23 protein-coding genes are annotated in these 24,253 nt (G+C 69.5%); 11 read left to right on the top strand and 12 right to left on the bottom strand.

Annotation, left to right across the window (positions count from 1 at the left end; all coding sequences use genetic code 11):
* Nucleotides 1-36 precede the first annotated feature (36 nt).
* The 7 genes from ON41_RS42670 (at nucleotide 37) to ON41_RS13290 (ending at nucleotide 4,888) form a co-directional block, all read left to right on the top strand.
* Entirely contained in the window at nucleotides 37-207 is a 171-nt protein-coding gene (locus ON41_RS42670) for a hypothetical protein (RefSeq protein WP_157185452.1), read from the top strand.
* Between the two features lie 118 nt (nucleotides 208-325).
* Nucleotides 326-625, top strand: a complete 300-nt coding sequence (locus tag ON41_RS13265; RefSeq protein ID WP_040747927.1) for a helix-turn-helix domain-containing protein — start codon at nucleotides 326-328, stop codon at nucleotides 623-625.
* Between the two features lie 110 nt (nucleotides 626-735).
* Nucleotides 736-1,572 (top strand): heavy-metal-associated domain-containing protein, encoded by an 837-nt coding sequence (locus ON41_RS41545; RefSeq protein WP_157185453.1) that lies wholly within the window; start codon nucleotides 736-738, stop codon nucleotides 1,570-1,572.
* A gap of 62 nt (nucleotides 1,573-1,634) precedes the next feature.
* Nucleotides 1,635-1,958, top strand: a complete 324-nt coding sequence (locus ON41_RS13275) for a DMT family transporter (protein WP_040747873.1) — start codon at nucleotides 1,635-1,637, stop codon at nucleotides 1,956-1,958.
* Nucleotides 1,959-2,071: 113 nt separating this feature from the next.
* Complete coding sequence (locus ON41_RS13280; protein WP_040747874.1) at nucleotides 2,072-2,833, top strand: ATP-binding cassette domain-containing protein; 762 nt, start codon at nucleotides 2,072-2,074, stop codon at nucleotides 2,831-2,833.
* Nucleotides 2,830-3,882: an ABC transporter permease gene (locus ON41_RS13285; protein ID WP_040747875.1), complete on the top strand. Its 1,053-nt coding sequence runs from the start codon at nucleotides 2,830-2,832 to the stop codon at nucleotides 3,880-3,882. The genes ON41_RS13280 and ON41_RS13285 overlap by 4 nt, the downstream gene beginning before the upstream one ends.
* Before the next feature lie 28 nt (nucleotides 3,883-3,910).
* Nucleotides 3,911-4,888 (top strand): ABC transporter substrate-binding protein, encoded by a 978-nt coding sequence (locus ON41_RS13290; protein WP_040747876.1) that lies wholly within the window; start codon nucleotides 3,911-3,913, stop codon nucleotides 4,886-4,888.
* 10 nt (nucleotides 4,889-4,898) lie between these two features.
* Here ON41_RS13290 and ilvA read toward each other — a convergent pair whose 3' ends face one another.
* The 5 genes from ilvA to ON41_RS13315 form a co-directional block, all read right to left on the bottom strand.
* A complete protein-coding gene (gene ilvA / locus ON41_RS13295) occupies nucleotides 4,899-6,125 on the bottom strand; it encodes a threonine ammonia-lyase (RefSeq protein WP_040747877.1) in 1,227 nt (408 codons plus the stop codon).
* Nucleotides 6,126-6,318: 193 nt separating this feature from the next.
* Entirely contained in the window at nucleotides 6,319-6,879 is a 561-nt protein-coding gene (gene idi / locus ON41_RS13300) for an isopentenyl-diphosphate Delta-isomerase (RefSeq protein WP_246829520.1), read from the bottom strand.
* Entirely contained in the window at nucleotides 6,876-7,754 is an 879-nt protein-coding gene (locus ON41_RS13305) for a geranyl diphosphate 2-C-methyltransferase (RefSeq protein WP_040747878.1), read from the bottom strand. The genes idi and ON41_RS13305 overlap by 4 nt, the downstream gene beginning before the upstream one ends.
* Nucleotides 7,755-7,820: 66 nt before the next feature.
* Nucleotides 7,821-9,236: a family 2 encapsulin nanocompartment cargo protein terpene cyclase gene (locus tag ON41_RS13310; RefSeq protein WP_040747879.1), complete on the bottom strand. Its 1,416-nt coding sequence runs from the start codon at nucleotides 9,234-9,236 to the stop codon at nucleotides 7,821-7,823.
* Nucleotides 9,237-9,249: 13 nt separating this feature from the next.
* Entirely contained in the window at nucleotides 9,250-10,656 is a 1,407-nt protein-coding gene (locus ON41_RS13315; protein WP_040747880.1) for a family 2B encapsulin nanocompartment shell protein, read from the bottom strand.
* A gap of 446 nt (nucleotides 10,657-11,102) precedes the next feature.
* Between ON41_RS13315 and ON41_RS13320 the strand changes: the two genes are divergently transcribed.
* Nucleotides 11,103-14,066, top strand: coding sequence for an AMP-binding protein (locus tag ON41_RS13320; RefSeq protein WP_040747881.1), 2,964 nt, complete (start codon nucleotides 11,103-11,105; stop codon nucleotides 14,064-14,066).
* 75 nt (nucleotides 14,067-14,141) lie between these two features.
* On the opposite strand, the gene rffA is transcribed toward ON41_RS13320, so the two are convergent.
* Both rffA and ON41_RS13330 read right to left on the bottom strand, forming a co-directional pair.
* On the bottom strand, nucleotides 14,142-15,278 hold the full coding sequence (gene rffA / locus ON41_RS13325; protein ID WP_040747882.1) for a dTDP-4-amino-4,6-dideoxygalactose transaminase: 1,137 nt from the start codon (nucleotides 15,276-15,278) through the stop codon (nucleotides 14,142-14,144).
* Nucleotides 15,268-16,302 (bottom strand): glycosyltransferase, encoded by a 1,035-nt coding sequence (locus tag ON41_RS13330; protein ID WP_051161371.1) that lies wholly within the window; start codon nucleotides 16,300-16,302, stop codon nucleotides 15,268-15,270. The genes rffA and ON41_RS13330 overlap by 11 nt, the downstream gene beginning before the upstream one ends.
* Before the next feature lie 355 nt (nucleotides 16,303-16,657).
* Between ON41_RS13330 and ON41_RS13335 the strand changes: the two genes are divergently transcribed.
* Genes ON41_RS13335 through ON41_RS13345 form a run of 3 tightly spaced genes read left to right on the top strand, consistent with a single transcriptional unit; the run spans nucleotide 16,658 to nucleotide 19,555 of the window.
* Nucleotides 16,658-18,859 carry a putative glycosyltransferase family protein gene (locus ON41_RS13335; protein ID WP_040747931.1) on the top strand — a complete coding sequence of 734 codons (2,202 nt, stop codon included), beginning with the start codon at nucleotides 16,658-16,660 and terminating at the stop codon, nucleotides 18,857-18,859.
* A complete protein-coding gene (locus tag ON41_RS13340) occupies nucleotides 18,856-19,323 on the top strand; it encodes a GtrA family protein (protein WP_246829521.1) in 468 nt (155 codons plus the stop codon). Before ON41_RS13335 ends, ON41_RS13340 begins: the two co-directional genes overlap by 4 nt.
* Nucleotides 19,324-19,333: 10 nt before the next feature.
* A complete protein-coding gene (locus ON41_RS13345; protein WP_040747933.1) occupies nucleotides 19,334-19,555 on the top strand; it encodes a Trm112 family protein in 222 nt (73 codons plus the stop codon).
* Here ON41_RS13345 and ON41_RS13350 read toward each other — a convergent pair.
* From ON41_RS13350 to ON41_RS13370, 5 genes are all read right to left on the bottom strand, one after another.
* Complete coding sequence (locus ON41_RS13350) at nucleotides 19,515-20,204, bottom strand: TetR/AcrR family transcriptional regulator (RefSeq protein ID WP_051161358.1); 690 nt, start codon at nucleotides 20,202-20,204, stop codon at nucleotides 19,515-19,517. The two genes, ON41_RS13345 and ON41_RS13350, sit on opposite strands and share 41 nt — an antisense overlap.
* Nucleotides 20,201-20,986, bottom strand: a complete 786-nt coding sequence (locus ON41_RS13355; RefSeq protein ID WP_083905317.1) for an ABC transporter permease — start codon at nucleotides 20,984-20,986, stop codon at nucleotides 20,201-20,203. Before ON41_RS13355 ends, ON41_RS13350 begins: the two co-directional genes overlap by 4 nt.
* Nucleotides 20,983-21,714 carry an ABC transporter ATP-binding protein gene (locus tag ON41_RS13360; RefSeq protein WP_040747883.1) on the bottom strand — a complete coding sequence of 244 codons (732 nt, stop codon included), beginning with the start codon at nucleotides 21,712-21,714 and terminating at the stop codon, nucleotides 20,983-20,985. Before ON41_RS13360 ends, ON41_RS13355 begins: the two co-directional genes overlap by 4 nt.
* A gap of 82 nt (nucleotides 21,715-21,796) precedes the next feature.
* The gene (locus ON41_RS13365; protein WP_040747884.1) at nucleotides 21,797-23,311 is read right to left on the bottom strand and encodes a multicopper oxidase family protein; all 1,515 of its coding nucleotides are present in this window, start codon (nucleotides 23,309-23,311) and stop codon (nucleotides 21,797-21,799) included.
* Nucleotides 23,312-23,446: 135 nt separating this feature from the next.
* The gene (locus tag ON41_RS13370) at nucleotides 23,447-24,148 is read right to left on the bottom strand and encodes a DsbA family oxidoreductase (protein WP_040747885.1); all 702 of its coding nucleotides are present in this window, start codon (nucleotides 24,146-24,148) and stop codon (nucleotides 23,447-23,449) included.
* Between the last annotated feature and the right edge of the window lie 105 nt (nucleotides 24,149-24,253).

The raw sequence follows: 24,253 nt of genomic DNA on the forward strand, positions 1-24,253 counted from the left end.
GGACGCGACCATTGCGATCGATATAACGTCCGTGTTATGAATTGGGGAGAGGTGGAACTGGAGCCGGAGGTCGAGAAGTGGTTCGACTCGCTCAACGACGACGATCAGGAGACGGTGGTCTTCTACGTCGATCTCCTGGCCGCACGGGGAGCGCTGCTCGGCGAGCCGTGCACGCGGCTTACTGGATCGCCCCTGGAAGACGCATAATCCTGCTGACCGTATTTCGCACGCATCGGATGCGGGAGTCTGCGGAGATACATCGTGGCGTTCGAGCGATGCGTCGCTGCGTCGATGAGGCTCATGCCGTGGAGGAGGAGTGAATTCCATGGGTGCACACAAGAGTTGGGCCGAGATGCGCGCCGAGGTGTTGTCGCGCCCGGGCGCGGGCGCCGCCTACGAGGCTGCGCGCATCCGATTCGAGGTGGGAACGGCGGTGCGCGAGCGGCGCGAGCACCTCGGGCTAACTCAGGCGGAGCTTGCCGACCGTGCGGGACTGAAACAGCCGGCGGTGGCGCGGCTCGAGGGAGGCGGCACGATGCCGACGATCCCCATGCTGGAGCGAATCGCCGAGGCGCTGGAAGTGCGGCTGAGTGTTGAGTTCCATCCACTGCGTGAAGCTGGCTAACCGGTCGGCGGGCGGGCCCTACCACTCGATCATGCCGTTGCCCGGTCGCTGTCGTCCGGCACGGATGCTGCGTGTCGCAGCATGTCGTACGCCGCGCGCATACTTCATGAGTGGTGGAGGACAGCGATATTCGATTTGCGGCGATGGTGGATGTGCTCGAGCGGCACATGCGAGACAACTTAAATCCGGAGTTCTCCGGCTACGGGGGGCAATTGATGTTGGGCCAGCACTCGATCGAGTCGTTCGAAACGCTCGCGCAGGCGCGCAAGGCATTGAGGATCGCTGGTACACGTCTCGGATGGACAGTACGCACTCATCACAGCGGCAATCATCAACAGTTGATCGCATGGGACGACCGTGAGCCGCCCGACGCAGTGCATCATCTGATGATGAGGTTTGCCGCCAACGCGATGAGTGCAGCTCTGAAGTCTCCGGATGCGCACGAACAAGACGGTGCTACAGCCGAAATGCCGGGCGTCGACAGCGTGTCAGTCGACGCGGATACACATCCAGCAGCCGTCCGTACCGATCCGGTTCGGCCGGAGGTTTCGGCCGTTCGTTCGGCGCCGCGAACGCGTGTCGGAGAAACGTCGATCGAGCGACGAGAGTCTCAACTGTCGGCACGATTCGAACGATGGATGACCAACCGCGGGCACGATATACAGCGCTTTCGTATCACCGTGCCTGGCGAACCGCCGCTGTTCACCGACTTGTACGACGCCGATGCGCGCGTTCTGTACGAGGTGAAGGGCGCGAGCACACGTGAGTGCGTACGGATGGCTGTAGGTCAACTGTACGACTATCGGCGCCACGTGATCCCGGCCGGTCCCAGGCTGGCGGTGCTACTTCCTTCCTTGCCGCAAGACGACGTGAGGGCGCTGCTGGGTGGTTTGGATATTGCACTCGTCTGCCCCCTCGGTGATGGGTTTCACGGGCTGCCTGACTGACGACGGATTCTGCGCCGACCCGCGTCGAGCTTTCGGCAGTCGTTGCCGATTATTCTGCGGCCATGACGTTTCTGCTGCTTGTGCTGGCTATTGCTTGTGAGGTGTCGGCGACGGTGTCGCTGAAGTTGTCCGAGGGGTTTACGAAGCTGGTGCCTTCGGTGGTTGTGGTGGCGGGGTATGCGGGGGCGTTCTTCTTTTTGTCGCAGGCGTTGAAGCGGGGGATGGCTATCGGGGTGGCGTATGGGGTGTGGTCGGCCATCGGGGTGGCCGCGGTGGCGATCATCGGGGCGCTGTTTCTCGACGAGGGGCTGACGCTGGTTCAGGTCGGGGGGATCGGGCTGGTCATTCTCGGTGTGCTGGCGCTCGAGCTCGGTGCGGCGCACTGACGACGGCGGTTCGGTGATCTTCGCGATTCTCCTCCGGGGGCATCACGTGAGCGTTAACATCGGCCGGGCGGACCGGACGTCCGCTCAGCCGATATCTGCCGGGGTGATCGCCGATGCCTGCCGTTGTTCTGGAAGCCGAGGGGCTGACCAAGCGTTACGGCGGCGTGGAGGCGTTGCGCGGCGCCCACTTTCGGATACATGCGGGTGAGGTCACCGCGCTCATCGGCGATAACGGCGCCGGTAAGTCGACGCTGGTGAAATGCCTGTCGGGCGCCGAACAGCCCGACGGCGGCCGGATCCTGCTCGACGGCGAGCCGGTGCGCATGGCGTCGCCGACCGCCGCCCGCCGCCTGGGCGTGGAGACGGTGTATCAGGATCTGGCCGTCGCGCCGGACCTCGATCCGGCGGCCAACCTGTTCCTCGGCCGCGAGCTGTTCCGCCGCGGGCTGCTCGGCCGCCTCGGCATGCTGGACCGCAAGACCATGAGAAGTGAAGCGGCCGAACACTTCCGGCGGCTCGGGGTGACGCTGCCGCGCGCCGACGTGCCCATCGGCGCGCTGTCGGGCGGGCAGCGGCAGACCGTCGCGGTGGCGCGGGCGGTGCTGTGGGCGAGCAAGGTGGTGTTCATGGACGAGCCGACCGCCGCGCTCGGGGTGGTCCAGCGCGAGCGGGTGCTCGACGTCGTCCGCCGCGTCCGCGATCAGGGCATCGCGGTCGTGCTGATCAGCCACAACATGCCGGAGGTGCTCTCGGTCGCGGACCGGGTCGAGGTGCTGCGGCTCGGAAAGCGGGTGGCCCGCTTCGGTTCCGACGCGACGCTCGAGCAATTGGTCGGCGCTATGACCGGTGCTCTGACTCACGAGGACGCAGCATGAGCGAATCCAGTAGCGACACCACCGTGAACGCACCCGACCCGGCGCCCCTTCCGGAGCGCACGTGGTGGCAACGGCTCGCCGGCGCCAGCACGCTGTGGATCGGCCTGGTGCTGATCGTGCTCTACGCCGCGTTCAGCGTGCTGCGCCCGGACGCGTTCCCGACCCGGTTCACGCTGCAGACCCTGCTCATCGAGACCGCGGTGCTGCTCGTCCTGTCGATCGGGATGACCTTCATCATCATCACCGCGGGCATCGACCTGTCCGTGGGCATGGTGCTGATCTTCGCCGGGGTGATCGGCGCCAAGACGATGGAGTGGCTGAGCCCCGGTCAGGACGCCACCCATGCCGGCTGGGGGATCATCGCGATCGGTTTCGTGGGTTCGCTTGCGGGCGGGGCGTTCTGGGGCCTGGTGAACGGATTGCTGGTGGCCAAGGCCAAGATCCCGCCGCTGATCGTCACCCTGGGCTCGTTCGGCGCCGCACTGGGCGCGGCGCAGCTCATCACCGGCGGCGTCGATACCCGCACGGTGCCCGACAACCTGCGCGACACACTGGGTTTCGGCACGCTGCTGGGCGGGATACCGGTGCTGGTGCTGGTCGCCGCCGTGGTCACGCTGGCGGGGGCGTGGCTGCTGCACACCACGCGATTCGGCCGCTACACCTACGCCATCGGCTCCAGCGCGGAGGCCGCCCGGCGCGCGGGCATCGGCGTCACCCGGCATCTGATCCTCGTGTACCTCATGGCCGGAACCCTCGCGGGGCTCGCCGGTTTCATGAATCTCGCCTACTTCGGCACCACCACCATCGCCGGGCACACCACCGACAATCTCGACGCCATCGCGGGCGTCGTCATCGGCGGCACCAGCCTGTTCGGCGGGGCGGGTTCGGTGCTGGGCACCGTGATCGGGGTGTTCATCCCGTCGGTGCTGCGCAAGGGTTTCGTCATCGCGGGGGTGCCGGTGTTCTGGCAGCCGATCGCGGTGAGTGTCGTGCTCGTGGCCGCCGTGTGGTTCGACCAGATCCGCCGGCGGGCGCGAGACCGGAAGTGACACAATCTATCTCGAAGGTGAGGCCGAGATGAGGACCGGACGACGGACCGCCGTCCTGCTGGGTGTCGCGGTGACGGCCGCGGCGATGCTGGCGGGATGTGGTGGCAAGGTAGGGGATTCGGGCAGCGCGGACAAGCACCGGATGGTGCTGGTGCCCGGAGTCGCCAACGAGCCGTTCTACATCTCGATGCAGTGCGGCGCGCAGGAGGAGGCGAAGAAACTCGGCTACGACCTGGACACCCAGGCCCCCACGCAGTTCGACGCCACCCAGCAGACGCCGATCGTCACCGGCGTGATCTCGAACAAGCCGGGCGCCCTGCTGATCGCGCCGACCCACGCCACGGCGATGGCCAGCCCGATCAAGCAGGCCAAGGATTCCGGCGTCAAGGTAATCGAGGTCGACACCGCCCTGGACGACACCTCGGTGGCGCTGTCGTCGATCTCCTCCGACAACCGCAAGGGCGGTCAGCTCGCGGCGCAGACGCTGGCGAAGCTCGTCGGTGGTGGCGGCGGCTCGGTCCTCGTGATCAACACCAAGGCCGGGACGTCGACCACCGATCTGCGCGCGCAGGGCTTCGTGGACGAGCTGAAGAATCAGCCGGGCCTGACGTCGGTGGGCGTGCAGTACAACAACAACGAGGCCGCCCAGGCCGCCTCGATCGTGACCTCCACCCTGGCGGCGCATCCGGATCTGGTCGGCATCTTCGCCACCAACCTCAGCTCCGCCGAGGGCGCCGCGACCGGCCTGCGCAACGCCGGCAAGCTCGGCCAGGTGAAACTGGTCGGCTTCGACGCCAGCCCCAAGCAGGTCGAGGATCTGAAGGCCGGGACGGTGCAGGCGCTGATCGCCCAGGACCCCGCCGGTATCGGCGCGCAGGGCGTGGACCAGGCGGCGGCCGCCATCGACGGCAAGCCGGTCACCCGCACCATCCAGACCGACATGATCGCCATCACCCAGGCCGATATGGCGGACAACGCCAAATACTTCTACAAGAGCAAGTGCTGAGCGGAGCGGCTCAATCCTGAACGCGCACGGTGTATCCGGCGCGTTCCAGGCCGTCGAGGACGTCGTCGCGGTGGCCGTGACCGCGGGTCTCGAGGGTGAGCAGCACCTCGACCTCTTCGATCGCGAGCCACGCGCCGGTGCGGGAGTGCACGACATCCAGCACGCTCGCACCGGTCGCGCCGACGGCGGCGAGCAGGCGGCCGAGGCTGCCCGGGCGATCCGAAATCGTCACGCGCACGGCCAGATAGCGGCCCGCTGCGCTGAGGCCGTGGCCGATGAGGCGGGTCAGCAGCAGCGGATCGACATTGCCGCCGGACAGGATCGCGCACACCGGGCCGCGCAGATCGAGTTCGCCGGCGTGGCACAGCAGCGCGGCGACGGCGGCCGCCCCGGCGGGTTCGACGATCAGCTTGGCCCGCTCCATGCACAGCAGCAGCGCGCTCGACAGCGCGTCCTCGCCGACGGTGACCACGGTGACGCCGTGGTCGGCGACGTGGGCGAACGGCACCTCGCCGGGCAACCCGACCGCGATACCGTCGGCCATGGTCGACATCCGTTCCAGCGCAACGGGTTTACCTGCCGCCAGGGATTCGGGCCAGGCGGCGGCCTGCGCGGCCTGGACGCCGATCACGCGCACGTCCGGCGCGAGGTGACGCAGGGCGGCGGCGATCCCGGCGAGCAGCCCGCCGCCGCCCGTCGGCACGATCACGGTGCCCATCTCCGGCAGTTGCTCGAGGAGTTCGAGCGCCACGGTGGCCTGGCCCGCCACGATATCGGGATGGTCGAAGGGATGGATCAGCGTCGCACCCGTGGACTCCGCGAAATCCATTGCCGCGGTGAGTGATTGGTCGATGATATCGCCCACCTGGTGCACGGTGGCGCCGTAGGCCCTGGTGGCCACCAGTTTCGGCAGCGACGCGCCCACCGGCATGAAGACCGTGGAATCGATGCCGAGGGTCGTGGCGGACCAGGCGACTCCCTGTGCGTGATTGCCCGCGCTGGCCGCCACCACGCCCCGTTCCCGGTCGGCCGCCGGGAGATTCGCGATCCGGTTGTAGGCGCCGCGTGGCTTGAACGACCCGGTGCGCTGCAGATTCTCGCATTTGAGCCGCACCTCGAGCCCGGTGCGCTCCGACAGCACCCGCGACGACACCAGGGGCGTGCGCCGGATGACCGGCCCCAGCAGTCGCGCCGCCGATTCGATGCGATCCAGCCCGATCAGTTCCATGGCCGACATGCTGCCAGAGGATTGCGGTGCGGGCCGCGCAGGCGCCGCGTGGTCGGCGGACTGCCGATTATTCCGGCGCGGGACCCAGCCTTGCTACGCAACTCGCACAGCGGGATCCGCGCCGGGTTGGCCGACAATTCCTCGTGACCCTCGATTCGGCGACCGGCCACCCGATCACTGGATCTCCGGAGTCGCTGCGCCCCTAGGCGTTCGGAACCTCGCCCGCGTGTTCGATCACCCCGAGCACGCCGGACAGCCACGGCGTGTACCGGTCCGGATCGGCCGCCATCGCGTCGGCGAGGTCGGCCGGCCACACCCAGGCGTAGTCGGCGATCTCGGCGGGGTCCGGGCGGGGCGGCACGCCGTCGAACCGGCCGATCAGGACATGATCCCATTCGTGCTCGACCCGGCCCGTCGCCGGATCGCCCGCCCGATAGGTGAACGCGCCCACCTCCGTCAGCGCCGCCCGGATGCCCAGTTCCTCGACGAGCCGGTCCACCGCCGCGTCCGCCGCCGCGGCCCCGGGCGCGGGGTGGCCGCAGCAGGTATTGGTCCACAGCAGCGGGAATCGGGTCTTCACCGCGGCGCGCTGTTGCAGCAGGACGCGGCCGTCGGCATCGAACAGCAGGACGGAGAACGCCCGGTGCAGGCGGCCCGGCGCGGCGTGCGCCTCGGACACCGGGCACGCGCCGACGGCTCGGCCCCGCTCGTCCACCAGCTCGACGGGCAGGGCCTCGCGGTCGGTTGTCGCTTCGGCGGTCACCGTCCCACTTTATCGGCCGCGATCAGCAGGTACTGGAAGCTGCCCTCCCGATACGCGGTCAGGAACGGTTTCTCCACCCCGGTCGCCAGCTCGGAGTTGGTGCGCAACTCCCAGTAGGGGATGGTGGCCGGGGTCAGGTCGACGACGGTGATCGGGACCAGGCCGTGCGCGGCGAGGGCGCGGAAGTACTCGCCGCGGGGGTGGATCATGCAGCCGTAGTGGGCGTCGATCCAGCTGACCGAGGACGAGCGGCCGCCGGTGACGTCGTTGGAGCAGCCGGTGATACACACGTAGCGGCCGCCCGGCCGCAGCACGCGCGCGAATTCGCCGAACAGGTTGTCCAGATCGACGTACATGGTCGTCTCGTTGGTCCAGATCCCGCGTACGCTGCCCGCCTCCAGGCCGGTGTCGAGCATGTTCCGGAAGTGGAACCGCACGGCGTCGCCGACGCCGCGCTCGCGTGCCTGGTCGTTGGCGAATCCGGCCTGGTACTGCGAGATCGTGACCCCGTCCACCTGGCAGCCGAAACGCTGATTGGCCATGATGCTGGTGCCGCCGCGGCCGCAGCCGGCGTCGAGCAGCCGGTCGCCGGGGCGGATGTCGCCGAGATGGTCCAGCAGCAGGTCGGCCTGTGCGGTCTCGAGCCGGTGCAGATCCCGCACGATCCGCTCCTGCCGGGTCTCGGCCGGGCCCTCGAGGACCGACCAGTCCGGATCACCGACACCGTAGTGGTGGTGATAGAGCCCGTCGACCTCGCCCAGTTTGGTGTTGACGCGGTCGTCGTTCGGATTGTTGTTCCAGTAGTCGGCGACCGAGCGCTGGTAGCTGGTGCGCAGGACGGCGTCGGTCTCGGCGTCGTGGTCGAGCATCGTCATCGCAGATCATCCTCTCGAACCTGGGTGGAGCCGGGGTCGTGCACGGATAACGAGATACGGTGAGTCTCAGCTCTGGTCGTGATAGCGGCGGCTGTCGGCGTGCCAGGCCCGGTTGCCTCCCATCCAGGCCCACAGGCCGCCGAGGAAGCGGCGCAGTTCGGGGGATCCGGCCCCCGCGAGCGCCGCCGCCTCCCGCTCGAAGCGGTGGACCAGCTCGTCGTGCACCTGCGCGGTGCGGCGCACGGCGTCGGAGCGCGGGCAGTCCTCCTCCGCGGCCAGGACCGTCGGCAGGTTGAATTCCCTTCCGCCGGACAGGTCTTCGCGGGCCATCGAGTACAGATCGTTGACCATCTGCGAGGCCAGCGCGGCCGTGGTGACCACCCGGCGGACGCGGGGATCGGTGTACTCCGGCGCGCTCAGCTCGTAGCCGCCCACGACATCGATCGGGGCCATGCACGGCAGGAAGCTGTGCGGTTGCCGGTTGGTCAGGTACTCCCACACCGGCGGCATGCGGCCGGCGGTGCGCCACCCGGCCTCGGCGCCGAGGGCGATGAACCAGCCGCCGATCTCGGTCCGCAGCCGCGCCAGCTGGGTGGGGGTGGCGTAGTGGGCCAGATGTTCGAACGAGGTGCGGAAGGCGCGCAGGATCGGATCGGCCCGCAGCGCGCGCTCCAGCTGGACCTGGTAGCGGGCCGGGAGGTGGACCGGGTCCATGGCGGCCGCGGCCAGTTCGAGCCGCGGGCCCAGCTCCGCCTCGGCGCTGGACGGGGTTCCGTCGGGGGCGTGGTCGTCGGCGTCCTCCTCGCAGTAGTAGTCGTCCACCGACCATTCCGAGACCGCGCATTTCGCCGCGGCCAGCAGCCGGTCCGGATCGTCGCAGTCGGGATGCGCGAGCATGATCAGCCGCCCGAAGTCGGCCTTGCGCAACTCGTCGAGCCGGCCCTCGTACAGCCCGATCGACTCCGCCCAGCGGAGGATCCCCTCGTTCACGGCCTCGGCGAGGGAAGGGTTGTCGCGCACGGGTGGCGGGCAGTACAGCGGCGGGATGCGGGATTCCCCTCCGGCGGTGCCCGTGTGGCCCGCCGGCGCATTGCCGCCCGAGGGTGCGGACACCGGCGCCGACTCGCCGCTCGGTAGGCGTGGCCGGAGCGAAGTGGTGCCGATTCCCGTGGGGCCGAACGGGATTCGCGCCGAGGAGGCTCGTTCCGTGACGGACCGGTCTACCGCGGGGCTCGGTGCGGGGGGCGGGTCGGGTGGGGGTAATAGGCCGGGCGCGCCGAGGCCGGTCGGGCCGAGCAATCGGCGGGGCGCGACGGCCTCGGCCACATCGTCGAGTGCGGCGGCGGCCGCGTGGATGTCCGATTCTCCCGGAACCCGCAGCCGGGCCGGGGGAGCGTGGTCGAGGTTGGTGAGTAGCGCGGCGACGACCGCGGCCACCTCACCGGTGGCCTGCGGCGCCGCGGCGCGGGAGAGCACCGACATGGTCCGGCTCCCGTCAGTCGGCCTGCCGGGCGACGACCACGTTGCCGAGGATGCCCAGGGCGTCGGGTACCAGAACGGCCGCCGAGTAGTAGCAGCTGACCAGGTACGAGATGATCGATTGATCGTCGATGCCCTTGAACCGCACATTCAGGCTGGGCTCGAATTCGTCGGGGATGCCGGTCTGGTGCAGGCCGACGACGCCCTGGTCCTGCTCGCCGGTGCGCATCGCCAGGATCGAGGTGGTCTGGTTGGCGTCGATCGGGATCTTGCCGCACGGGTAGATGGGCACGCCACGCCACGACGGGAGGCGGTGGCCGTCGATCTCCACCGGGTCCGGGTAGACGCCGCGCCGGGTGCACTCCCGGCCGAACGCGGCGATCGCTTTCGGATGTGCCAGAAAGAGTTTCGTGCTGCGGCGCATGCTCAGCAGCTCGTCCATGTCGTCCGGGGTCGGCGGGCCGGATTCGGAGTAGATGCGCTGCTTCAGGTCGCAGTTGTGCAGCAGGCCGAAGTCGGGATTGTTGACCAGGTCGGATTCGCGGCGCTCGTAGAGGGCCTCGATAGTCAGCCGCAACTGCTGCTCGATCTGGTTGTGCGGCTCGTTGAACAGGTCCGCGACGCGGGTGTGCACCCGCAGCAGGCTCTGCGCGAGGCTCAGCTCGTACTCGCGCGGGCTCGCGTCGTAGTCGACGAAGGTGCCGTCCAGTTGCGGCTCGCCGCTGTGGCCGGAGGAGATGCCGATCTCCGCCTCGCCGTGTTTGTTCTGCGGCCGCGACTGCGCGGCGGCGCGCTGGGACAGATGGTTCCGGAGCGCGGGCGCCTCCTCGGCGATGCGGTCGAGTTCCGCGCGCGGCAGGGCGAGCAGGGTGGCGAAGGTGGTCGTCCGGATGGTGGTCGGCCAGATGGCGCCCGGATCGGTCAGCAGCGTATCGCCGAAATGATCTCCGTCGGAAAGCATTCCGAGCAGGGTGGTGCCGCCGTACTCGCCGGTGCCGGTCTTGCTCAGCCGACCGTGCACGACCAGGAACAGCTGGTCCATCGGGTTGCCGAATTCGGTCACGATCGTGCCGGGTTCGAGGTCGCGTTGCTCGAAGCGTTCCGCGAGGGCGCGCAGGACCTCCTCGTCCTCGAGGCCGCGCAGGGCCGGCAGTTCGCGCAGCTCCTGCGGGATGACCTGGGCGCGGCCGCCGTCGATGACGAATTCGACCGCGCCGTCCCCGACGGTGTGGGTCAGGCGCCGGTTGACGCGGTAGATGCCGCCGTGGACCTGCACCCACGGCAGCGTGCGGGTCAGCCAGCGCGAGCTGATGCCCTGCATCTGCGGTTCGGACTTGGTGGTGTGCGCGAGTAGGTGGGCGGCGGTGGTGGAGAGGCTCTTCTGGACGTGATTCTCGGTGTGTGCCGGCAGTTCGATGGTCATGCTGCAGTCCTCACCTCGTAGTAGCCACGGTGAAACCGGGGCGGAGACAGGGCGATACGGCAGGCAGAAGGGTGCCTGCAAACGAGCGACTCGAGCGAATCGATAAGGGCGACAGTGCGTTCCAGCACCTCGATGGTAGGGGCAGGGTCGGGCGCGTCGCTACCCGTTTCGCGAACGAATGTGAAATTCCGTGTGGGATAACGATTCGGGATCGCTCGACTACGGGTAACGATCCGCAACGCGCGGGCAACGAACGCCACGAATTCGCCAGCCGGATGCGGGACGTTGGTCATGTGACCGGTCGACTCCCGCCCCTAGCGCGCCCGCCGATCGCCGATGCGGCTCGTCACAGCGCCCGCGAAGTAGGGTGAGGGTGTGGCAAGCTCATCTGGACAGGCAGGGGTCCGTGACGGGTGTCGCGCGCAGGGCGAGGGCTGGGAGTTACCGTGAAGTTCGATACGAGGTTCGTGACGCAGTCGGTGCAGCGGCTGGTGGCGACCGCGCAGAACGGCCTCGAGGTGGTCCGCTTCGGGGGCCTGACGCACGACGTCGAGTCCTCCCCGTACGAGGTCACCGAGCGCAAGCGCATGTATCGGCTGCGGCACTACTTCCCGGACGACACCACGCCCGGCCGCCCCGTGGCGCTGCTGGTGCCGCCGCTGATGGTGAGCGCCGACATCTATGACGTCAACGCCGAGGGCGGCGCGGTCGGCATCCTGACCCGCGCCGGAATCGACTGCTGGGTCATCGATTTCGGCTCGCCGGCGAGTGAGGAGGGCGGCTGGCAGCGCGATCTGGCCGACCACGTGCTCGCCCTCGACGGCGCCATCGAGACCGTCAACGAGCTGACCGGTCACGGCGTGCACCTGATGGGGTACTCGCAGGGCGGCATGTTCGCCTACCAGACCGCCGCGTTCCGCTACGGCCGCGGCGTGGAGAGCATCGTCACCTTCGGCAGCCCCGTCGACATCGTGGCCGGCCTGCCGTTCGGGCTGCCGCACGGCCTGGTGTCCGACGTCGCCGATTTCGTCGCCGATCACGTCCTCAACCGGCTGCCCATCACCGACGGCATGGTGCGGTTCGGCTTCCAGATGCTGGATCCGGTCAAGACGGCCAAGGCCCGCATCGACTTCCTCCGCCAGCTGCACGACCGGGAGGCGCTGCTGCCCAAGGAGCGCCAGCGCCGGTTCCTCGAACACGACGGCTGGGTGGGCTACCCCGGCGCGGCGGCCGCGGACCTGCTCAAGCAGTTCGTCGCGCACAACCGGATGATGCTGGGCGGGTTCGTGATTCGCGATCAGCCGGTGTCGCTGGCGGAGTTGAAGTGCCCGATCCTGGCGTTCGTCGGCGAGGTGGACGACATCGGGCAGCCGGCCGCGGTGCGCGGCATCGTCCGGGCCGCCCCCAACGCCGACGTCTACGAGGTGTCGCTGGTGGCCGGGCACTTCGGCCTGGTGGCCGGATCCATGGCGACGCAGCAGACGTGGCCGCTCGTGCGGGACTGGGTGGGATGGCTGTCCGGGAACGGCGGCCTGCCCACGCAGATCGTGCCGATGCAGGAGCACGTCGCCACGAACCGGCCGCGCTCGGTCGCGACGCGCGTCGTGCACAGCGCCGCCACGCTGGCCGAGGCGGGCGCCGGGCTGGGCTCGGCATTGGGCAGTATCGCGAACAGCACTCTGCGCGGGTCGATGGAGCTGACCGGCGAGGCGGCGCGCGCCCTGCCCCGCCTCACCCGGCTGGGCATGATCCAGCCACACACCCGCATCTCCCTGGGCCGCCTGCTGGCCGAGCAGGCCCGCCGCGCGCCACTGCGGGATCTGTTCCTGTTCGACGACCGCGTGCACACCAACGCCGCGGTGAACGTCCGCATCGACAATGTGGTGCGCGGGCTCATCTCGGTCGGCGTGCGCCCGGCCACCCGGGTCGGCGTCCTGATGGAGACCAGGCCGAGCGCGCTGGCGGCAGTGGCCGCGCTGTCGCGGCTGGGCGCGGTGGCGGTCCTGCTCGCACCCGGCAGCGAACTGCAGCGCGCGGTCGAGCTGACCGGCGCCAAGACCGTCATCGCCGATCCGGAGAATCTGCGCGCCGCGGCCGAGACCGGGGCGCGGGTGCTGGTACTCGGCGGCGGGGACGCCCGCGAGCTGGACGTGCCGCCGGGCCGGCAGGTGACCGACCTCGAGCGGATCGACCCGTCGCGGGTGGTGCTGCCCGGCTGGTTCCGGCCGGATCCGGGCTTGGCGCGGGAACTGGCGTTCGTGCTGGTCACCGGCACCGGCGACAAGCTCGACATCAAGTACATCACCAATCACCGGTGGGCGGTGTCCGCGTTCGGCACCGCCGGTTCCGCCGATCTGGACCGCGGGGACACGGTGTACTGCCTTGCGCCGCTGCATCATTCGTCCGGGCTGCTGGTGAGCCTGGGCGGCGCGGTGGCCGGTGGCAGCCGGATCGCGCTGGCCCGCTCGCTGGATCCGGCCCGCTTCGCCGAGGAGGTGCACCGGTACGGGGTCACGGTCGTCACCTACACCTGGACGATGATGCGCGACATCCTGGACGCCGATACCTTCCCGAACGGCCATTCGCATCCGATCCGGTTGTTCATCGGCTCCGGCATGCCGGCGGGGCTGTGGCGGCGCACCACCGAACGGTTCGCTCCCGCACGGGTTCTGGAGTTCTACGCCTCGATCGAGGGCGATGTGGTGCTGGCCAACGTCTCGGGGGCCAAGGTCGGCAGCAAGGGCCGCCCGGTGCCGGGCGCGGCCCGCGTGGAGCTGGTCTCCTACGATCCGGAGACCGACGAGATCGCCACCGACGCACAGGGTTTCGCGCGCCGGGCCGCCGACAACGAGGTCGGGCTGCTGATCGGCAAGGCGGGCGATACCGTGGACATCTCGCGCGGCGGGCTGCGCGGCGTCTTCGCGCCGGGTGATGCCTGGGTGCCGACGGAGAACCTGTTCCGCCGCGACCGCGACGGCGACTACTGGCTGATGGACCGCCGCGACACGGCCATCCGCACCGCGCACGGCCCGGTGTACAACCAGCCGATCGTGGACGCCCTCAACGATATCGCCGCCGTGGATCTGGAGGTGGCGTTCGCGCTGCCGGTGCCGACCGGTCCCGCCGCGGCGGACCGCGTGCTCGCGGTGGCGGCGGTCAGCGTCCGGCCCGGCCACCGGCTCGAGCCCAAGGACGTCACCGAAAGCCTGCGCGCCCTCGACCCCGCTCGCCGCCCCGACGTGGTCTTCGTCGTCGACGAGATCCCCCGCAGCTCCACCTATCGTCCCTCCACCCGCGCGGTCCAGGCCGCCGTGCGCCTGGAGCCGGGCGAACGGACCTGGTGGCACAACCGGACGACCGACGCTTACGAGATCCTGACGCCCGAGGCCCTGTCGGCTCTCCTGGCCTGACCCCGGCGGAAAGAACACCGCCGGGCCTTGGGGTGCCGAGCACGCGGGACCTCAGAGAATCGCGACCGGGGAAGCTCAGACCTGGAAGGCGGTGACCGCCTCGACCACTCGGTTCACCTGGGTGTCGGTGAGGGCGGGCCAGAGGGGGAGGCGGATGAGGGTGCTGGAGAATTCCGCCGTGCGAGTGCAGGGGTTGGGGGTGCGGCCCAGTTTCAGCCCGGCGGGGCTGGAGTCCAGCGGGACGTAGTGGAACGGGGCCGAGATGCCCTGGGCGCGTAGGTGATCGATGAGATCGTCGCGGGTGCGCTCGGTGGGGGTGCGCAGGTAGTAGAGGTGCGCGGTGTGCTCGCGGTCGGCGGGCACCTCCATCAGGCGCACGTCGTTGCGTGCCGCCCAGTCCGGCAGCGCGGCCGCGTAGGAGTTCCAGACCCGGAAGCGGCCCGCCTGGATGGCCTCGAACTCGGCCAGTTGCGCGTCCAGCACCGCGGCGTTGAGTTCGCTGGGCAGATAGCTCGACCCGATGTCCTGCCAGGAGTACTTGTCGACCGCGCCGCGCAGGAAGCGCGCGCGGTCGGTGCCCTTCTCGCGGATGATCTCCGCGCGGCCCATCAGGATCTCGTCGGTGAGCAGTACCGCGCCGCCCTCGCCGCAGTGCACGTTCTTGGTGTCGTGGAAGCTCAGCGCGCCCGCCGTGCCGATGCTGCCCAGCGGGCGGCCCCGCCAGGTGCCGCCGAGGCCGTGCGCGTTGTCCTCCACGATGGCCAGCCCGTACGCGTCGGCGACCGCGAGCAGCCGGTCCATCTCGGCCGCGACGCCGCCGTAGTGGATCACCACGATCGCCTTGGTGCGCTCGGTGACCGCCGCCGCCACGGAGTCGGCATCGATGTTGCCGCGCTCGTCGATATCGGCGAAGACGCAGGTGGCCCCGCGCAGCGCCATGGCGGTGGCGGTGGAGGTGAACGCGAAGCTGGGCACGATGACCTCGTCGTCGGGCCCGAGCTCCAATAGCAGACCGGCCATCTCCAGCGCGTGCGTGCACGAGGTGGTCAGCAGCGCGTGCGGGGCGCCGGTGATCTCCTTCAGCTTGGCGGTGGCCGCCGCCGTGAACGGGCCGTCGCCGTGGCTCTGATCGGAGGACAGCACGGCCTCGAGATTGGCCAGTTCGCGTGCGGCCCGGTAGGGCCGGCTGAAGATGATGCGGTCAGTGCTCACCCGGGTCGTTCCCCCCGTTCGCTGCGGTCGTGGTCAGGGCCGGCGCCCGATATCCGGCGGCGCCGCCGGGACGCGGTGTGGGCGAATCTACCGTCAGGTAAAGGGGTTTGCCCACCAGCACGTGCAATGCCACGCCCAGATACTCGGCGATCAGGCCGAGTGAGAACAGGATCGCCCCCGAGACCAGCAGCAGCACGACGATGGTCGAGGCCCAGCCCTCCGGGTCGTCGCCGCTGCCGAAGATCGCCTGCGACACGATGATCACCGCGAACACCAGGCCCGCCAGCGCCAGCGTCACACCGAGCATGCTCACCAGCCGCAGCCCGCGAGTTCCGCTGCACAGCACCATCTTCCAGAACAGCGAGAACAGCCGCCGGTAGTTGTAGCCGGACTCCTCGCGCCCCTCCGACCGCAGCACCACCGGCGCCTGCGCGGCGTTGCCGACCACCCAGGTGAGCGCCACGTCCAGGTACACGCCGTTGGAGGCGACCTCGGCCAGCTGCCGACCGATGTCGCCGCGGATCAGCCGGTAACTCTCGAACCGGGTGGAGTCGGGGAAGGCGAACACCGTCGCGAGCACCAGTTTCGCCCCGCGCGAGGTGAGGTTGCGCAGGAAGCCGTGCGGGCGGGTGTTGGTGGGCTTGGAGTAGACCAGATCGGCCCGCTCGGCCAGCGCGGTATCGATGAACGAGCCGATGAAGCCCGGATCGTGCTGGCCGTCCTCGTCCATGGTGACGATCCACTCGCCGCGGGCGGCGGCCATCCCGGCGATCGTGGCGGCGTCCTGGCCGAAGTTGCGGCTCAGCCACACCACGCGCACCTGCTCGTACTCGCGGTCGAGCTGTTGCAGCACCACATCGGAGCGGTCCGGGCCGTGATCGTGGACGAGTACGATCTCCGCGACGGTGAATTCGGCGCCGTCGGGCGTGGTAGCGGGCCGGAGCAGTTCGTGCAGCTCGGCGACCAGCCCGGCGATGGTCTGCTCACCCCGGTACACCGGCACCACGACGGAGACCTCGTGCACCCGGGCCGGACGGCCGTTGGACGACGCCGTATCGGCGTCGGTGCTCGATCGTGCGGTGGGAATCGGCATCAGCTGGTTCGACTTTCGGGACGACGGTGCGCGCCGGAACTCCTCGTTGCAGTACAGAGCCCGAATCGCGGTGAACTCTAACACGCAGCGCCACCCCCTCCCGGTCGCGGCAAGGGATCCATGGATCATCACCCCGTCCTCGGTGAATGCCAACCGTCACGTCGCCCTGTAGGGTCTGGAACTCGTGGTGGAAAGTGCAGTGTCGACGGCGCTCGCCGAATCCCCGGTGGCCGAGGAACCCCAGCTGGTCCCCGACGATGCCGCGGGCGAGAAGTCGCGCAAGGCCGTGTATCGATGGGGCGGGATCACCGTCCTCGGCGTGATCCTCGGCTATGTCGCGGTGTTACTGGCCGACGCCCGCCACTTCTTCACCGACGACACCGAATCCCAGTACACCCCGCTGTGGGTGATGCTCGGCAACCACCTGCGCGAGGGCAGCCTCCCGGTGCTGATCCCCGAGCAGTGGATGACGGGCAATTACACGATGGAGGAGGCGGGTCTGTTCAACCCGCCGCAGCTGCTGATCGATCTGATCGCGCCCTCGGTCGACAATCTCGCGGTCTACGCGACGCTGGTGAAGCTGCTGTTCTCGATCATCGCCGCGCTGGGCGTGTACCGGGTGTGCCTGGCCTACGGCGGGCGGGTGCAGTGGGCGGCGGTGGCCGGCGTGGCCTTCCCGTTCACCGGCTGGTTCCTGTTCTTCGACACCGCCAGCTGGATGACCTCCCTGACGGGCACCGCCTGGATGGTGCACGCGTGGGCGTCGGCGGTCCGGTATTCGCGGGGCAGGGGCGGGCCGATCCCGGTCTTCGTCTTCCTCTATCTGGCGATCTCGGTCGAATACGTCTTCCCGGCCGTGGAGTCCGCGCTCATGCTGCTGGCGGTCGCCGTGGGCGAGCTGGTCTACCAGCGCAAGTGGCAGCCGGTCGCGCGGCTGGCGACGGTGGCGGTATTCGCGGGCATGGCGGGCCTGCTCACCTACCTGCCGAGCATGCTGTCGGCGAAGGTGACCTGGCGCGGCACCTCGCAGATCAACAACGACCAGTTCCTCACGGTGCCCTGGTCGGAATCGCTGAACGCCTCGCTGCCGTCCGCGGTGCCCGCGCTGAATTCGTGGTGGGGCTATATCCAGCCGCTGCCGATGACCTATATCGCCTGGTTCCTGATTCCGGCGCTGGCCTTCGTCGACTGGGGCCGGGCGCGGGCCGCCTGGCGCGAGCTGACGGCGGTGGCGCTGTTCGCGATCATGTTCCTGATGTGGGCCGCCGGGCCCGGGACGGTGGGCCCGCTGCGCTGGCCGGCCCGCGTACTGCCGATGCTGGCGCTGGGCCTGCTGGTGCTGGTGTGCGTGCTGCTCGGCCGGTTCGGCACAGTCGCGAACTGGCGCAATCGGTGTATCGCGGCGGCGGTGCTGATCGGGCTGCTGTGGGTGCGCACGTTCTCCGCCGATCCGCACAATGTGCTGTGGCACGTGCTGTCGGCGGTCGCGGTGGCGGCGATCGGGGCGGCGGTGGTGTGGCTGGCCCGCACGCGCGGTGCGGCCGCCGCGGCGCTGCTGACGATCGCGGCCATGTTGCCGATCGCGTACTCCCAGGTGGAGGCCGCGCAACCGAATCCGATGAGCTGGAAGCTGCCCACCAACCGCTCCGACGCCAAGGCCGTATTCCCGCAGTTCCCGGGGGTCACGCTGCAACTCGGCGACCGCGGTCTGCTGCAACCGCAGGACCGGACGCTGCACGGCGCCTACGGGTCGCTGGCCTTCGGCAACTACGCCAAGGATGTGGAGCAGAACTACGTCAACGGCTACACGCCGAACGGGCACTACTGGTTCGGCGAAATGCTGTGCATGCGCTGGGATTCCAGCGTCTGCCCCGACGCCTACCGGCGGCTGTTCACCCCCGAGCCGACCACCGGCCGCACCCTCGCCGATCTCATGAAGCTGGACCGGATCGTGCTGCAGAAGGCCATGTTCCCCGACGCCGGGACGCAGCCCGCGCCGGACGGCTGGAAGTGGGTGGAGTCGCCCGGGCACGAGCGCTACATCGCGGTGCTCGAACGCGTCGACGGCCCGATCTCCACGGTGAACGGCCGCGTCGCCGACGCCCACGACGCCACCGCGACCTCGGTCTCGGAGTCCGGGACCTCCAGCAAGGTGCGGGTGTCGTCGGCCGACGGCGGGCGCGTGGTGTTCGCGCGGCTGGGCTGGCCGGGCTACCGGGTCAGCCTGAACGGCAAGGAGATTCCGTTCACGACGGTGGCCAAGTCCTTCGTGGCCGTGAACATCCCGGCCGGCACCGACAACGCCACCCTCGAGGTGACCTGGCGGCCGCCGGGCTGGAAGATCGGCATGACCACCGCCGTTCTCGGGCTGCTCGGTCTCGGCGTCATGCAGTGGTGGTACGTCCGGTCCCGCCGCCGGGACGAGGGCGATCCCGACGCGCCCGAGCCCACCTCGCCGGAACCTCCACTGGCGGAATCACTCCCGTGACCGAGATCGTCCCGGACGCGGCCGCGACACCCCCGCCCGGACTCCTGCTGCGGCTGATCCGGCGGCAGGAGGTCGCGTTCGCGGCCGTCGGCGGCGCCAACACGCTGCTGGGCATGGTGCTGACCGTGCTGTGGCTGAAGGTGCTGCCCGACAGCTGGCCGCCCGCCTCGGCGGTGGCGCTGGCCTACTGCATCAGCATCGTGTTCGCGTTCGTCGCGCACCGGACGCTGGTGTTCCGGGTGCGTGGGCACGTACTGCGCGACTTCGTGCGGTTCGTCCTGGTGAACTCCGGCGGGATGCTGCTGAACATGGCCGGCGTGCAGCTGGCCGTCGGTGTGGCGAAGCTGCCCGAGACGCCCGCGACAGTGGCGGTGATGGGCGTGGTGGCGGTGGCGAGCTACTTCGGTCACCGTCACTTCTCGTTCCGGCGGGCACCGCGGGAGCCCGCCGCGGCCGACCGGTAGGTTGTCGGTCATGCCGGAGGAAACCTTGGACCCCACCCTGCTGAGCCTGCTGGCCTGCCCGGAGGACAAGGGCCCGCTGTCGCTGGTCCACGACCGGGACGGCAACAGCGCCCTCTACAACCCCCGCCTGCGCCGCGCCTACCCGATCGACAACGGTATTCCGGTGCTGCTGATCGATGAGGCCCGCGAGGTCACTCCCGAAGAGCACGAGGCGTTTTCGGCTCAGGGCTGAGCGCCGCGTCGGGCAGGTCGAGGTCGCCGGTCAGGTAGCGCTGGACGGCCGGTCCGACGAGGACGGCCAGCTGGTCGGGAGTCAGGGAGGCCAGCGGCTCCACCCCGACCACCTTGCGCGCCACGAGCAGGCCGATCATCTGCGACGCGGCCAGCAGCACCCGCGCGGTCCCCGACCCCGGCGGGTCGTCGACCCGGTCCCGGACATCGCGCAGCACGACTTCCAGCAGGAACGCGCGGGCCAGCGCCGGATCGTTCGTGCCGCCGAGGATGCTGCGGAACGCCGCCACCGCGTGCACGCCGACCGGTGAGTCCCAGATGCCCAGCACCGTGCGCACGATGGTCTCGCCGATCCGGTCGCTCGGCGCCGCGGCGATCCGGTCCCGGATCAGGGCGGGATCGAGCGGCAGATCCAGTGCGGCCGTGAGCAATTGCTGTTTGGCGCCGAAGTAGTGGTGCACGAGTGCGGGATCGACACCCGCCTGGGCGGCGATGGAGCGGACGGACGCGTTGTCGAAACCCACCTCGGCGAAGCGGATTCGCGCCGCGTCGAGGATCGCCTCCCGGGTCCCGGGCCGTCCGGGCCTGCGCCCGCTGCGCCCGGCGGCCCGCTCGTCCGGACCGCCGGCGTCGGCGTTCGGGTCCGTCACGCGGTCCGCCTGCGTAGCGTCGCCGCGCCGAGAGCCAGTGCGACGGCGGCGAATCCGGCGACGACGCCCAGATCGCGCCACATCTCGCCGGTGGCGCCGGTGTAGCGCGACACCTGCTGCAGCGCGTCGACGGCGTAACTCAGCGGCAGGACGTTGCTGATCGCCTCCAGCCAGTCCGGCAGCTGCCCGCGCGGCACCAGCAGTCCGCACAGGAAGAACTGCGGCCCGACCACGAGCGGCATGAACTGCACGGCCTGAAACTCCGTGCGCGCGAACGCACTCGCCAGCAGCCCGAGCGCCACCCCGAGCACCGCGTCCACCACCGCGATCAGGAGCACCAGCCAGACGCTGCCCTCCGACCGCAGGCCGAGCAGCCCGAAGGCGACCAGGCAGGCCAGCGCCGCCTGGCCCGCCGCCGCGGACGAGAAGGCCGTGCCGTATCCGGCGAGCAGGTCCAGCTTGGACAGCGGCGTGGTCATCAGCCGCTCCAGCGTGCCCGAGGTCCGCTCCCGCTGCATGGCGATCGCGGTGATCAGGAACATGACGATGAACGGCAGGATGCCGAGCATGCTGATGCCGACCCGGTCGAACATCCGCGGCGCGCCCGGCGCGGACGGGGTGTCGTGATAGACGAAGTACAGCAGCGCGATCAGTAGCGCCGGGACCAACAGCAGCATGGCCACCGTGCGGTGGTCGGCGCGCAACTGCTTGAGGATGCGCAGGGTGGTGGCCGTGTAGCAGCGCAGCGGCCGGGTGATCGCGGGCGCGGAAGTCGTTGTCACCGGGGCTCTCCCATCTTGATCAGCGCGAGAAAGGCACTCTCCAGGCTGGTTTCGCCGGTGTCGGCGCGCAGCTCGTCGGGGGTGACCTGGGCCAGCAGCTGTCCGTCGCGCATGAGCAGCAGCTGCCCGCAGTGTTCGGCCTCGTCCATGACGTGGCTGGAGACCAGCAGCGTGCGGCCCTGGGCGGCCAGGGCGTGGAACTGATCCCAGAGTTCCACGCGCAGAACGGGATCCAGGCCCACGGTCGGCTCGTCGAGAACCAGGAGTTCCGGATCGGCGACCAGCGCGCACGCCAGCGAGGCGCGGGTGCGCTGCCCGCCCGAGAGCTGATTGCCGCGCTGCCGGGCGTGCTTCCCCAGCCCGACGGCATCGATGGCGGCCTTGGTATCGCCGGACGAACGCCCGTACAGCGCGGCGAAATACGAGACGTTGTCGGTCACGGTCAGGTCGTCGTAGATGCTCGGCGCCTGCGTGACGTAGCCGACGCGAGCCCGCAGACCCACGCTCCCGGCGACCTCGCCGAGTACCCGCACGCTGCCGGCCTCGATCACCTGTGTGCCCACGATGCTGCGCATCAGGGTGGTCTTGCCGCAGCCGGACGGGCCGAGCAGTCCGGTGATACTCCCGCGCGGCACGGTCAGCGAGACATCGTGCAGGACCTCGCGCCCGCCCCGGTGCACCCGCAGGTGTTCTACCGCGATGGCAGGGGACGAATCCGGTGCCGTCATTGGTCACCCTCTATTTCATCGAGTGTGGAATTCATTATGTGATGAATTCTGCGCCCGATGCGTTCCGAACGCAAGACCCGCGTCAGTGCCCGCTGTGGTGCGCGGGCGTTCCGGCCGATCCGCCCGGCTCGACCACGACGAACTGGCCCATCATTCCCTGGTCCTCGTGCCACAGCAGGTGGCAGTGATACATGTAGGGCGCGTCCGGATCGGCCGGTCCGTCGAAGCGCAGCAGCAGCGTCACCGTGGTCCCCGGCGGGAGGGCGACCGTGTCCTTAGGCCCGGTGAGAGCGGGCGGCGGTGGCGCGCCGTCCACCTCCCGCACCGCGAACTGCACGTCGTGCACGTGGAAGTTGTGCGGCATGCCGTCGGTGTTGCGGACCACCCAGGTCTCGGTGGTCCCGCGGACGACGGTGGCGTCGATGCGGTCCATCGCCATGGGCCGGTTGTTGATTCCCGCGAGTTGCAGGTCGAAGGTGCGTTCGCGGACCGAGTCGGTGGCGCGGGGGAGCTGTGACGATGTCAGTTCGTCCGGCAGACGTGTTGTGGCGCGCAGTGTTTCGGCGGCGCGCAGTTCGAGGATGTCGAAGGTGTCGTCACCGCCGCTGAACCGGCGGTTGTAGAAGTCGAGGCCGAGATCGGTCGGGTAGCCGCGCAGGACGGCGCGTTCGCCGGGACGCATCCGCACCACGATCTCCGCGCGCTCACCGGGCGAGAGCTGGACGCGGGCCATATCGGCGGGGCGTTCCAGCAGGCCGCCGTCGGTGCCGATCAGCGCGAACGGGCGGTCGTCGGCGAAGCCGAAGTTGTAGATGCGGGCCGTCGAGGCGTTGAGCAGCCGCAATCGCACCAGTTCGTCGCCGACCTCGCGCGAGGGTGCGAGCGAACCGTTGACCATGGTGCGATCGCCGAGAAATCCGGTGTCGGACAGCATTCCGCGGCCGTGGTCGAATCCGGCGCCGCGGAACTTCACGTCCTGCACGATGAGCGGCAGGTCGTCGACGCCGTAGGTCCGTGGCAGCGGCAGGGATTCGGAGTCGTCGTCGACGAGGAACATTCCGGCCAGCCCGCGCTGCACATGGGATTCGGTGGCGCCGTGTGGATGTGGGTGGTACCAGAGCGTCGCGGCGGGCTGGTCCACGGTCCACCGCGGTGACCAGGTGGCGCCGGGCTCGATCGGCTGATGCGGCCCGCCGTCCATCGCCGCGGGCAGGTGCATGCCGTGCCAGTGCACGGTCGACGCCTCGCCGAGCGCATTGCGGATATCGGCCCGCACCTTCTCCCCGCGCCGTGCACGCAGCGTGGGACCGAGGTAGTCGCCGTTGAACCCCCACGTCGCGGTCGCTTGGCCCGGTCGGAATTCCTTTGTCCCCGAACGCATCTCGAGGTCGAAGACGCGCGTCCCGTCCGGCTCGATCCGCGACTCCGCCAGGGGTGGTACGGGGAGTTCCTCGGTGAAGCGCACCTGCCCGACCGTCGACACCTTCGCATCGGTGTAGAGCCACACCACACCGGCACCCACAGCGATCACGGACACCACCCCGAATGCGCCGAGCCATAACAGAATTCGCCGCACCCGCGACCGCCGATCACTCATCCCTCGACGCTAGGAACCGCGGCCTTCCGGCGGAATCGGGAACAGTCCCGATTCGTTCCCTGGATACGCCCACAACTCCCTCAGGGTTCCACCTGATCCGGTTGATTTCCGGCACGCTTCTGGCCGGAAACCCCCTCAGCAGCCGTCCGGCCCGCAGGCAGCCCCGTCCGCGACGACCTCCAGCGCAGGCTCACGCTCCTCCCACGCACGTTCGAGGGCCTGGCCGAAGACCTCGGGCGGCTGGGCGCCGGAGACGGCCAGCTTGCGATCGAAGACGAAGAAGGGCACACCCCGAGCGCCGAAGCGCGCCGCCTGATCCTCGTCGGCGCGGACCGCGTCGGCGTACGCCTCGGGGTCGGCGAGCACCGCCCGCGTATCGGCCTCGTCCAGCCCGGCGCCGACGGCCAGTTCCACCAGCCGCTCGGTGTCGCCGAACAGCGGGCGCTCCTCGGCGAAATTGCCGCGGTAGAGCGCGTCGAGCACCTCTTCCTGCTTGCCATGGTCGAGGGCGTAGTGCAGCAGCCGGTGCATATCGAAGCTGTTGCCGAAGTCGCGGCCCGCCGTCCGGTACGGCAGGCCCGCCTCTTCGGCCTGTGCGCCGATGCCGCGCTCGTTGGCGGCGGCCTGGGCCTCGCTGATGCCGTACTTCTCCGCGATATGCCCGATCACGGGTCCGGTGTGATCGGCCGGAAGCGTCGGATCCAACTCGAACGACCGGTGCACCACCCGCACGTTCGCGCTGTGCGGGAAATCCGCGAGGGCCTGTTCGAACCGCCGCTTCCCCAGGTAGCAGAACGGGCAGTTGATATCGGTCCAGATCTCGACCTGTACGGCCATGTCACCTCACTCGGATACGGGTTGTCCTCTCCTGCAACCATGACTCGCCCACCTGTGTTCCGGGCCCGCGACCAGGCACAATGTCTGTGATGTGGTTCACAGTCA

Source organism: Nocardia transvalensis NBRC 15921 (genome assembly GCF_000308875.1).
Lineage (GTDB): Bacteria > Actinomycetota > Actinomycetes > Mycobacteriales > Mycobacteriaceae > Nocardia > Nocardia transvalensis.

What these genes read in the sequence shown, in the direction of transcription:
- ON41_RS42670 (WP_157185452.1), top strand. Translation starts at nt 37, where the DNA reads ATGAATTGGGGAGAGGTGGAACTGGAGCCGGAGGTCGAGAAGTGGTTC.
- ON41_RS13265 (WP_040747927.1), top strand. Translation starts at nt 326, where the DNA reads ATGGGTGCACACAAGAGTTGGGCCGAGATGCGCGCCGAGGTGTTGTCG.
- ON41_RS13275 (WP_040747873.1), top strand. Translation starts at nt 1,635, where the DNA reads ATGACGTTTCTGCTGCTTGTGCTGGCTATTGCTTGTGAGGTGTCGGCG.
- ON41_RS13280 (WP_040747874.1), top strand. Translation starts at nt 2,072, where the DNA reads ATGCCTGCCGTTGTTCTGGAAGCCGAGGGGCTGACCAAGCGTTACGGC.
- ON41_RS13285 (WP_040747875.1), top strand. Translation starts at nt 2,830, where the DNA reads ATGAGCGAATCCAGTAGCGACACCACCGTGAACGCACCCGACCCGGCG.
- ON41_RS13290 (WP_040747876.1), top strand. Translation starts at nt 3,911, where the DNA reads ATGAGGACCGGACGACGGACCGCCGTCCTGCTGGGTGTCGCGGTGACG.
- ilvA (WP_040747877.1), bottom strand. Translation starts at nt 6,125, where the DNA reads ATGTCGGCCATGGAACTGATCGGGCTGGATCGCATCGAATCGGCGGCG.
- ON41_RS13305 (WP_040747878.1), bottom strand. Translation starts at nt 7,754, where the DNA reads ATGACGATGCTCGACCACGACGCCGAGACCGACGCCGTCCTGCGCACC.
- ON41_RS13310 (WP_040747879.1), bottom strand. Translation starts at nt 9,236, where the DNA reads ATGTCGGTGCTCTCCCGCGCCGCGGCGCCGCAGGCCACCGGTGAGGTG.
- ON41_RS13315 (WP_040747880.1), bottom strand. Translation starts at nt 10,656, where the DNA reads ATGACCATCGAACTGCCGGCACACACCGAGAATCACGTCCAGAAGAGC.
- ON41_RS13345 (WP_040747933.1), top strand. Translation starts at nt 19,334, where the DNA reads ATGCCGGAGGAAACCTTGGACCCCACCCTGCTGAGCCTGCTGGCCTGC.
- ON41_RS13360 (WP_040747883.1), bottom strand. Translation starts at nt 21,714, where the DNA reads ATGACGGCACCGGATTCGTCCCCTGCCATCGCGGTAGAACACCTGCGG.
- ON41_RS13365 (WP_040747884.1), bottom strand. Translation starts at nt 23,311, where the DNA reads ATGAGTGATCGGCGGTCGCGGGTGCGGCGAATTCTGTTATGGCTCGGC.
- ON41_RS13370 (WP_040747885.1), bottom strand. Translation starts at nt 24,148, where the DNA reads ATGGCCGTACAGGTCGAGATCTGGACCGATATCAACTGCCCGTTCTGC.